The organism is Polaromonas sp., assembly GCF_039932935.1.
Taxonomy (GTDB): domain Bacteria; phylum Pseudomonadota; class Gammaproteobacteria; order Burkholderiales; family Burkholderiaceae_C; genus Polaromonas.
On the sequence record NZ_JBDTPB010000088.1, the window covers coordinates 20695 to 29385 of the forward strand.

The following is an 8691-nucleotide window of genomic DNA, read 5'->3' on the forward strand; positions in this document are numbered from 1 at the left end:
CAATGGACAAATTGCGAATCGACAAGTGGCTGTGGGCCGCCCGCTTCTACAAGACCCGTGCGCTCGCCGTGGAAGAAATCGACAAGGGCCGCGTACGCGTCAACGGCATTGAAGCCAAACCTGCCCGCGAGGTGAAATCGGGCGACACCGTGACCTTGCGGCAAGGTCCCTATACCCGTACCTTGACGGTGCGCGGCATCAGCAAGCAACGCGGCGCGGCACCTGTCGCCCAGCAACTCTACGAAGAAACCGCAGAAAGCCTGCGCCTTAAAGCGGAGGAGGCGGAGCAGCGACGGGTGGCGGCAGACCCCGCCGACAGCCTGGAACACGGACGGCCCACCAAGCGGGACCGGCGCACGATCGACAAGGCCTGGGACAATCGCTGGAGTGCGTCGGCAGACTGACTACCACCCGTTCCGAGTTGCATTTGCTACTGTTTTAATAGCTGCTGGCGCTCGTTCCTATTGGGCTGCAGGCCTATTTCATCAATATTTAGCGTACGGCGCCGCTTACGCGACAGTACGGCTTGACTGGCGTTCAGGCAAATGCCCGCTGAGCGAGCGCCTGTGCCAGCAGCGCCGCGGGATCTACCAGTTCCAGCCCCTCCGTCCCAGGCACGGCACTGAGCGCCAGTGGAATCTCGGTGCATCCCAGTACCAGCACCGACAGGCCGTGGCGCCTGGCCAGCGCGTCGGCCACGCCGGCAAAGCACTCGCGCGCCAAGGCCATGTTGCCCGCTTTCACACCCTCATAAATGCCGCGCATCAGGCGTTCACGTTCTTCAGTAGAAGGGATGTGGCATTGCACGCCCGCCTGGCGCAGGGCCTGGTCGTAAAGGCCTGCGCGGTAAGTCCCCTCGGTCGCAAGAAGGCCCACTTCACGAATGCCGCGGCCGGCGAGGTTTTGCGCCACCTCGCGCGCCACGTGCAGTACCTCCAGCTGGGGAAACCTCTCCTGCAATGCGGCATGCCAGGCATGGGCCGTGTTGCAGGCCACCGCTACGGTGGTGGCGCCCAAGGCCGCCAGTTTGCCCATGGCTTGCAGCATCGGATCCAGCGGCTGGTGACCACCCGGCCCCGGCGATTCAAGCGCATTGCTGCGGTCAGGCACCGGCACCTGGGCCAGCCAGTGCTCGGGAAAGGCCTGGTCGGACACGGGAAGGCCTCGCGCGCGCATGTGGTCTGCGCAGGCCTGTACAAACAAGCGGGCAAAATCCGCCCCCGCGGCTGGCCCCATGCCGCCCAGGATGCCCACCACATGGGTTCTGCTCATGTCTTTCCTTTCAGTGCGGTCGCAGCGCCTCCCGGCAGGCAGGCGCACACCGGCGGCTGAGCCCGACGGCTCCGGATTGAATTTTTTGGTGAGGAGAAGCTGCCGTCCCGAACGAAACGGCAGCGAACAACGGGAGCGGCGCGGCGGCGCTCCCGTTCGTCTTACATGGCTGGCTTGTCGCTCAAGGCCTTGAGGTTGGCCTTCAGCTCTTCGCTCATGGGCAGGTTCAGGTTCACGCCCTTTGGAGGAATCGGTGAGGTGAACCACTTGGCATACATCTTGGCGAAATCACCCGACTTGATCAGGCGGGTAATGGTGCCGTCGACCAGCTTCTTGAACTCGGGGTCGTCCTTGCGCAGCATGCAGGCATAGGGTTCGACCTGCAACGAGTCACCCACGACTTCAAGCGAAGCAGGGTTCTTGGAGTTGGCCATCAGGCCGAACAGCAAGATGTCGTCCATGGCGAAAGCCAGCGCGCGGTCGTTCTCCACAAGCAGCAGCGAGTCGTCATGGTCCTTGCCCAGGATCAGCTGCATGTCGAGCTTCTTGTCGGCGCTGTACTTGCGGATCACCTGCGCGTTGGTGGTTCCGGTGGTGCTGGCCACGACTTTTTTCGCCAGGTCAGCGTAGTTCTTGATGCCCGATGATTTTTTCACCAGCAAGCGGGTGCCGGTGTAGAAATGGTTGATGGCGAAAGCCACGTCCTTGCCGCGTGCGGAGTTGTTGGTGGTGGAGCCGCACTCGAGGTCATAGGTGCCGTTGACCAGCAGCGGAATGCGGTTTTGCGAGGTGACCGGCATGTACGCGACTTCAAGATTGGGTTTCTTCACCTTCTTGCGCACGTCGTCAATGATGGCTTCCGTCAGTTCCGCAGAAAACCCGACCGAGGTTTTGGACCCGATCAGGTAACTGAACGGAACGGACGCTTCCCGATAGGACACGGTGATCTTGTTGCTGTCGGCGACCTTTTTCAGCGTAGGCGCCGTTTGGGCTCCGGCGGTGGTGGCCAGGCCGGCTGTCAGCAGCACGGCGGTCATGAGGAGGGTGAATTTCATGCTTGTCCTTTCGGGGGAGCGGGTTGGTAGTTCGGGAAGCTGGCAACGATAGTGTAGGAACAGCGGTGCGATACGTGTCATTCATTTTCGCGGCAAACCCATGACAAAAACTCATGGTTTACCCAAAACGCCCTGAGCCGCGCCGCGCAGGAAAGGCATAACCGCAGGTCATGGCCCCTGCGCATTCAGCATTGTTCAAATCCGCCGCGGCTGCGTAAAGTGGCGCTCTTTCAGCGAACAAAGAGGCTTTTATGCATGTGTGCGTGCTCGGTGCAGGAATCGTCGGACTGGCAACCGCCTACAGCTTGCGGCGTGCCGGCCATGAGGTGACAGTGGTAGACCGCGCCGGCCCCGGCGGCGGTGCGAGTGGAGGCAACGGCGCGCAACTGAGCTACTCCTACGTCCAGCCGCTGGCCGACCCGGCCATCTGGCGGCAGCTTCCCAAGCTGCTGCTGTCGCCCTCTTCGCCGTTAAAGCTGCGGCCCCGCCTGGATGTGCATCAGTGGCTGTGGGGCCTGCAATTCCTGGCGGCCTGCAACAGCACCACGTCACGCAACACCACCGGCAGGCTCCTGTCGCTCGCAGCGCTCAGCCGCCAGTCCTTCGATGCGATGATGGCCCAGGAAAAACTGGACTGCGATTTTTCAACCACAGGCAAACTGGTGCTGTATTCAAACGATACGGCTTTCGCCGCCGCACGCCGGCAAATGCTGCTGCAGCGTGAACTGGGTAGCCACCAGGAGGCCGTCACCGCCGACCGGTGCGTGGAAATTGAGCCCTCCCTCAAAAGCCGCCACGGACAAATTTCCGGCGCCATCCATACCCCTGGCGAGTGCGCCGCCGACTGCCAGAAAACCTGCGATGCACTGCTCGCCGTATTGCAGCGCGACGGCGTGCGCTTTTTGCTGGACACGCCCGTCGAACAACTGGTGCTGAGAGGCGGCCTGGTCGCGGCCGTCGCGACACCGCAAGGCCATGTCGAAGCCGACCGTTACGTGATGGCGCTGGGCGCCGGGTCGGCGCCGATGGCGCGCACGCTGGGCGTGCATCTCCCCGTCTATCCACTCAAGGGCTACAGCATCACGATCAATGTAGTGCCCGGTGACTCAGCAGCACCGCACGTCAGCGTGACCGACAGTGCCCGCAAGGTGGTGTTCGCGCGCATCGGCTCCCGGCTGCGCGTGGCCGGCATGGCGGAACTTTCGGGGTATGACACGGCCGTGGATCCTGCGCAGATCGCGTCGCTGGCAGCGTCGACGCGGGCAGTGTTTCCTGATTGCAGCCACTTTGAAAGCCTCAGCCCCTGGGCCGGAATGCGCCCCGCCACGCCCACCGGCCTGCCGGTCATCGGCACGCACGCCAAAGGGCCCGCCAACCTGCTGTTCAATACCGGCCACGGCGCCTTGGGTTTTACCCTGGCATTCGGCTCCGCGGAGCACATCAGCCGCATGCTGGCGCACTAAGGAAGCGCTGAACAAGTCCTTGCGCAGTGGGCTCAGGCCCGCTGCGTCAGGGCTTGCTGGAAACAACGCACAAACGAACGCACGATGACCGAGCCGGGTTTGCCCGCCGGCATCAAGGCGTTGATCGGCACGGGAATCAGCGGCTCCAATTCCAGCAGGTCCACCCGCGTCAGGTCGGCGGAGGCCGCTGTACAGGTGTCAATCACCGCGATGCCTAGCCCATGGTGGGCCAGCGCCAGCGCCGAATGGTAGGTCTGCACCGTGATATGAAACTCAAGGCCGACCCCGGCCTCGCGGCATGCCTGGTTCAGGCTGCGGCCGACCGGGTCCATCACGTCCAGCCCCACCACCGGAACCTTGGTGAGATCCTCGAGCGTGACACTGCCACGCTTGACGAGGCGCGCGGACAGCATGCCCTTGGGCGCCACACACACCATGCGGCCGTCGGCCAGGTGTTCCTGCGCCAGTGCTGAATGCGCTGCCGGGCTGAAGAGAAAACCGACGTCGCCCTCCTGCAGCGCCAACGCCGAGATAATTTGCGGCGAATGCAAGGCCCGCACGGTAATCGCCACATCAGCATGTTTGACTTGAAAAAGCTTGATCGCATGCGGAAGGATTTCGTAGCTGAGCGCCAGCACGGTGAGGATACGAAGCTCCCTGGCGCTTTCACCGGTCTTGAGGTTGGCGGCCAGCCGCTGTACCTCGTCGAGCTGGGCAAACAGCCGCTCGATGTGCGGATACAGCGTCAGCGCTTCGGAAGTGGGCGTCAGCCGGCCCTTGCTGCGCTGGAACAGTGCAAACCCCAGCTGCAACTCGGCATGCTGCAGGATGCGGCTGACGGCCGGCTGGGTGACATTGATCAGGCGGGCCGCGCCACTGACGCTGCCCGTGAGCATGACCGCATTGAAGACTTCGATATGGCGCAGGCGCATGGTGGTTCCGTGGTGCGTATTCAGGCAGGAGGCATCAGGCTCATCAGCACAGCAATTATCGTGCGCAGCATTGGCGGGTGATCCAGTCGCGAAAAACAGCCATGGCCCCTGTCACGCGGCGGGACTTGAGCCGGGTGAGCCAGTAACTGCCGTTCTCGATCTCCAGGGCAAACGGCCTGGCCAGGCGCCCTTCCTCGATTTCCCGCACAAACAAGTTGACCGGAAGCAAGGCCACCCCCGCGCCCTGCGCGGCAGCTTCGGCCATGGTCAGCGAAGAATCGAAGACGGCGCCCCTGACGACCGGACAGTCCACGCCGGCCAGAGCGAACCAGCTCACCCATTCATCCGACCGGTACGAACGCAGCAAGGTCTCGCCGGCCAGATCAGCTGGCCCTCGCAGCCGGGAAGCCGTTGACGCAGAGCAGACAGGCGATAACGGGGACGGGAAAAGCAGGTCGGCTTCGGTGCCGTGCCAGGCCCCATCGCCAAAGCGGATGGCATAGTCCAAGCCCTCGCCGGCCAGGTCAACCCGGTTGTTATTGGTGAACAGCCTGAAGTCAACGAACGGGTGCGCCTGCTGAAACCCGGCGAGGCGGGGAATCAGCCAACCCACGGCAAAGGTCCCGACGGCCCCGACGCTGAGCACCTCGCGAAAGCGCCCGTCGCGAAATTGCTCCAGCAACGCACCGATGCGGCCAAATGATTCCGTCAAGGCGGGCAGCAGCGCCAGCCCTTCATCCGTCAACGCAAGGCCACGCGGAAGCCGGCGAAACAGCGGAACACCCATGCGCTCTTCCAGGTTTTTGACATGCTGGCTGATGGCGGTTTGCGTGACGTTCAGCTCGTTCGCAGCGCGGGTGAAGCTCAGGTGGCGCGCTGACACCTCAAAGGCGCGCAAGGCGTTCAGGGGGAGATGCATTTGTTCAAGCCCAAGATTTACTTATGAGTTGCCTCGATTATTGCCGTTTGCCGAAAGCGGAACGATTCAATATCGTTGCCACATTCACATCAACCTCAGAGGAAAACCATGCAAAGACGACAATTTACCGGCACACTGGGAAGTTTTTTGGTGGCGAGTGGCTTTTCAGCCAATGCCCAGAATTTATTAGGTACGGCTGATGCGCCAAAGGCGGCCGATGCGCGCTCCGTGAGCGCCCAGCTCAAAGCACTTGAGCAGGAAAGCGGTGGCCGGCTCGGCGTTGCCATTCTCAATACCGGCAACGGCGCGCACTATGGGTATCGCACCGCGGAACGCTTTCCCATGTGCAGCACCTTCAAGCTGCTCGCCGCTGCGCTGGTTTTGCATCGCGTAGACAAAGGCCAGGAACAACTGGACCGCCAACTGCCCATCCCCCGTGCAGCACTGGTGCCGCATTCACCGACTACCGGGCCCAAAGCCGGCAGCAGTTTGTCCATGGCGGAGTTGTGCGAAGCCACCATCACCTTGAGTGACAACACGGCTGCCAACCTGATGCTGACCAGCTTCGGCGGACCCAAAGGCTTGACCGGCTACATGCGTTCGCTCGGCGACCGCATGACGCGGCTGGACAGGACGGAGCCCGCCTTGAACGAAGCCAGGCCCGGCGATCCGCGTGACACCACCACACCGGCCGCAATGATGGACTCCGTCCAAAAAATCGTGCTGGGCAGCGCCCTGTCGGACGCTTCGCGCCAGCAGATGCGTCAATGGCTGCTTGCCTCCAAAACTTCTGATCGGCGGCTGCGAGCCTTGATGCCACCTGGTTGCCTGGTCGGTGACAAGACGGGTACGGGGGCTCGTGGCACCACCAACGACATCGGTGTTCTCTGGCCAAAAGGATGTGCGCCCCTGGTGGTCATCGTTTACTTGACCCAAACCCCCAAGCCGCTGGAGCAACTGGAGGCTGTCGTGGCCAAGGTCGGCCAGCTGGCAGTCTCGCTGGCAACGCCTGCTTGAGAAGCGGCTTGCCACCGCATAGGGTGGCTCGCTGTAGAGCCGCCTGAAGCGGCGTTGCTGCCTGCCATTCGTCGAAGCCGTCCTACAGCGAGCCTGCACCGTGAACCCTAGGATCACACTCTCACGAGGAGACCCTATGGACCGCCACCCCATCACCCTGCACGGCATCAATCCACCAGGTGATTCAACCCAGGGCCGCGAAGTGCCCTGTGCGCTCAACCTTCCCCGACGCGGTGGCTGAACATGGCCTCCAAATCATCCGGCAGCGCCGGCAAGGCGCCCACCTCCACCCGGTCCCTGTGGAAAGGCGCCATCAGCTTTGGCCTGGTGCACGTGCCGATCGGCCTGTATTCCGCCACGGACGAAAGCGACCTCAATTTCAAGATGCTCGACAAGCGGTCCATGGACCCCGTCGGATACAAACGCATCAACAAGAAGAGCGGCAAGGAAGTGACGATGGACGACATCGTCAAAGGCATTGAATGGGAAGACGGCCAGTTCGTGCTGCTGAGCAAGGAGGAGATCGAGGCCGCCTACCCCAAAACAACCCAGACCATTGAAATAGAGGCCTTCATTCCGATTGACGAGGTGCCGTTCGTGTACCTTGAAAAGCCTTACTACACGGCGCCGATCAACAGGGGGCAAAAAGTGTATGCCCTGCTGCGTGAAGCACTGGCCGAGACACGCAAAGTTGGAGTGGCGAAGGTGGTGATTGCCAACAAGCAGCACCTTGCATTGCTCATGCCTTGCGGCCCGGCGCTGATTCTCAATTTGTTGCGCTGGGGCGGCGAGATCCGTTCTTATGAAGAGCTGCAGCTGCCCCCTCCGGGTACCAAGGAATCCGGCATCAAGGAGGCGGAGCTGAACATGGCCAAGCAACTGATCAAGGAAATGAGCGCGAACTGGAGCGCAGACAAGTTCCGCGACACCTTCCATGACCAGGTGATGAAGCTGGTGGAAGGCAAGGCCAAAGCCGGCAAGGTGGAGCAAGTAGAAAAGATCGGCTCCGACCCGGTTTCGCGCGGATCGACCAATGTGCTTGACCTCACGGAGCTGCTGATGCGCAGCATGAGGGGCAAGGCAGACACGGCGCCCGCCAAAAAAGCCCCCGCCAGGAAGGCTGCTGCGCCGAAGAAGCCTGCCGCAAAAAAAACTTCAGCCAAGGTGCGACGCGCAGCCTGACTACGGCCTCACCTTGACGCTGCGCCGCACCACAAACACAACCCGCCCTCACGCCCGACCGTCCCCACACCCGGCGCGTTGGGCCTGTTTGCAGGTGGCCAATTTTGGGCATAAACCTCCCTCGTCAAAAGCGGTCACTTTGTTGCCAAACCGCAGGCGGCAGACAACGCTGACAAGGTGAAAAAAATGAGAAAGATGAAAAAATTGAGACCAGGTACTTGAAAACGAAATACCGCACAACTACGCACGCAGTTACAACCATTCTTCGCAAAATGTAAAACTAAAGAACGACAATAGAGGGTAATCAGAAGTCGTCAACAACCCCCATGAAAATCAACCCGCAGGTCGTGATCGACAGCCTCATCGAGCACATCACTGCCGCCGTCCTCAAAGCGCACGAAGTGGAGAAGTTGCGGCAATGGTTGCCTGAGCAGCAATTCAGCCGTGTCAGCTACCGGCTTCTTGGAGCCCTTCCCGACGGGCCTGCCAAGCTCGATTTCTTCTGCGAAATGACCCTCCAATTGCAGCCGCAACAAACCTTGTCTGTGGTGCGGGTGCTCGGACAGGCAAGTCACGAAAGTGCGCAATGGAAAGTCAACGAAATCTATGACGTGGAAGTCGATCCGACAGACAGCAGTCCACGCGTGCCCTAGCCAGGAAAAGTTGGCGGCATACCCGGGGCACGGCGCAGTTGATGGACACGAACCATGCTCGGGCATCGGTCGAACGTTTCGTATGCCCGTAGACTGCTCCGGCGTAAAAAAACCGACTCCTCCTTGCGGAGAGAGTCGGTAGTCTTGGCGGAAACGGAGGGATTCGAACCCTCGATGAGGCTCTACACCCCATACTCC

Annotated in this window: 9 protein-coding genes; 5 read left to right on the forward strand and 4 right to left on the reverse strand. The window is 61.5% G+C overall.

Translation table 11 applies throughout. From position 1 onward, the window contains the following. Positions 1-2: 2 nt before the first annotated feature. Positions 3-404: an RNA-binding S4 domain-containing protein gene (locus ABI546_RS15650; RefSeq protein WP_348047897.1), complete on the forward strand. Its 402-nt coding sequence runs from the start codon at positions 3-5 to the stop codon at positions 402-404. Positions 405-537: 133 nt separating this feature from the next. On the opposite strand, the gene ABI546_RS15655 is transcribed toward ABI546_RS15650, so the two are convergent. Both ABI546_RS15655 and ABI546_RS15660 read right to left on the reverse strand, forming a co-directional pair. Beyond that, positions 538-1272 carry an amino acid racemase gene (locus tag ABI546_RS15655; RefSeq protein ID WP_348047899.1) on the reverse strand — a complete coding sequence of 245 codons (735 nt, stop codon included), beginning with the start codon at positions 1270-1272 and terminating at the stop codon, positions 538-540. Positions 1273-1433: 161 nt separating this feature from the next. Continuing rightward, complete coding sequence (locus tag ABI546_RS15660) at positions 1434-2327, reverse strand: transporter substrate-binding domain-containing protein (protein ID WP_348047901.1); 894 nt, start codon at positions 2325-2327, stop codon at positions 1434-1436. 251 nt (positions 2328-2578) lie between these two features. Here ABI546_RS15660 and ABI546_RS15665 point away from each other — a divergent pair, with 251 nt between their 5' ends. Then, positions 2579-3790 carry a D-amino acid dehydrogenase gene (locus tag ABI546_RS15665; protein WP_348047903.1) on the forward strand — a complete coding sequence of 404 codons (1212 nt, stop codon included), beginning with the start codon at positions 2579-2581 and terminating at the stop codon, positions 3788-3790. A gap of 32 nt (positions 3791-3822) precedes the next feature. Here ABI546_RS15665 and ABI546_RS15670 read toward each other — a convergent pair whose 3' ends face one another. Then, positions 3823-4722 carry a LysR substrate-binding domain-containing protein gene (locus ABI546_RS15670; RefSeq protein ID WP_348047905.1) on the reverse strand — a complete coding sequence of 300 codons (900 nt, stop codon included), beginning with the start codon at positions 4720-4722 and terminating at the stop codon, positions 3823-3825. Between the two features lie 55 nt (positions 4723-4777). Then, positions 4778-5641: a LysR family transcriptional regulator gene (locus ABI546_RS15675; RefSeq protein ID WP_348047907.1), complete on the reverse strand. Its 864-nt coding sequence runs from the start codon at positions 5639-5641 to the stop codon at positions 4778-4780. A gap of 108 nt (positions 5642-5749) precedes the next feature. Between ABI546_RS15675 and bla the strand changes: the two genes are divergently transcribed. The 3 genes from bla (at position 5750) to ABI546_RS15690 (ending at position 8493) form a co-directional block, all read left to right on the forward strand. Next, positions 5750-6658 (forward strand): class A beta-lactamase, encoded by a 909-nt coding sequence (gene bla / locus ABI546_RS15680; RefSeq protein WP_348047909.1) that lies wholly within the window; start codon positions 5750-5752, stop codon positions 6656-6658. 243 nt (positions 6659-6901) lie between these two features. Further along, on the forward strand, positions 6902-7840 hold the full coding sequence (locus tag ABI546_RS15685; protein WP_348047911.1) for a Ku protein: 939 nt from the start codon (positions 6902-6904) through the stop codon (positions 7838-7840). 326 nt (positions 7841-8166) lie between these two features. Continuing rightward, positions 8167-8493: a hypothetical protein gene (locus tag ABI546_RS15690; protein WP_348047913.1), complete on the forward strand. Its 327-nt coding sequence runs from the start codon at positions 8167-8169 to the stop codon at positions 8491-8493. Positions 8494-8691: the final 198 nt, after the last annotated feature.

Excerpts from the sequence above, each read along its gene's own strand:
- ABI546_RS15650 (WP_348047897.1), top strand. The coding sequence starts at position 3 with ATGGACAAATTGCGAATCGACAAGTGGCTGTGGGCCGCCCGCTTCTAC.
- bla (WP_348047909.1), top strand. The coding sequence starts at position 5,750 with ATGCAAAGACGACAATTTACCGGCACACTGGGAAGTTTTTTGGTGGCG.
- ABI546_RS15675 (WP_348047907.1), bottom strand. The coding sequence starts at position 5,641 with ATGCATCTCCCCCTGAACGCCTTGCGCGCCTTTGAGGTGTCAGCGCGC.
- ABI546_RS15660 (WP_348047901.1), bottom strand. The coding sequence starts at position 2,327 with ATGAAATTCACCCTCCTCATGACCGCCGTGCTGCTGACAGCCGGCCTG.
- ABI546_RS15685 (WP_348047911.1), top strand. The coding sequence starts at position 6,902 with ATGGCCTCCAAATCATCCGGCAGCGCCGGCAAGGCGCCCACCTCCACC.
- ABI546_RS15665 (WP_348047903.1), top strand. The coding sequence starts at position 2,579 with ATGCATGTGTGCGTGCTCGGTGCAGGAATCGTCGGACTGGCAACCGCC.
- ABI546_RS15690 (WP_348047913.1), top strand. The coding sequence starts at position 8,167 with ATGAAAATCAACCCGCAGGTCGTGATCGACAGCCTCATCGAGCACATC.
- ABI546_RS15670 (WP_348047905.1), bottom strand. The coding sequence starts at position 4,722 with ATGCGCCTGCGCCATATCGAAGTCTTCAATGCGGTCATGCTCACGGGC.
- ABI546_RS15655 (WP_348047899.1), bottom strand. The coding sequence starts at position 1,272 with ATGAGCAGAACCCATGTGGTGGGCATCCTGGGCGGCATGGGGCCAGCC.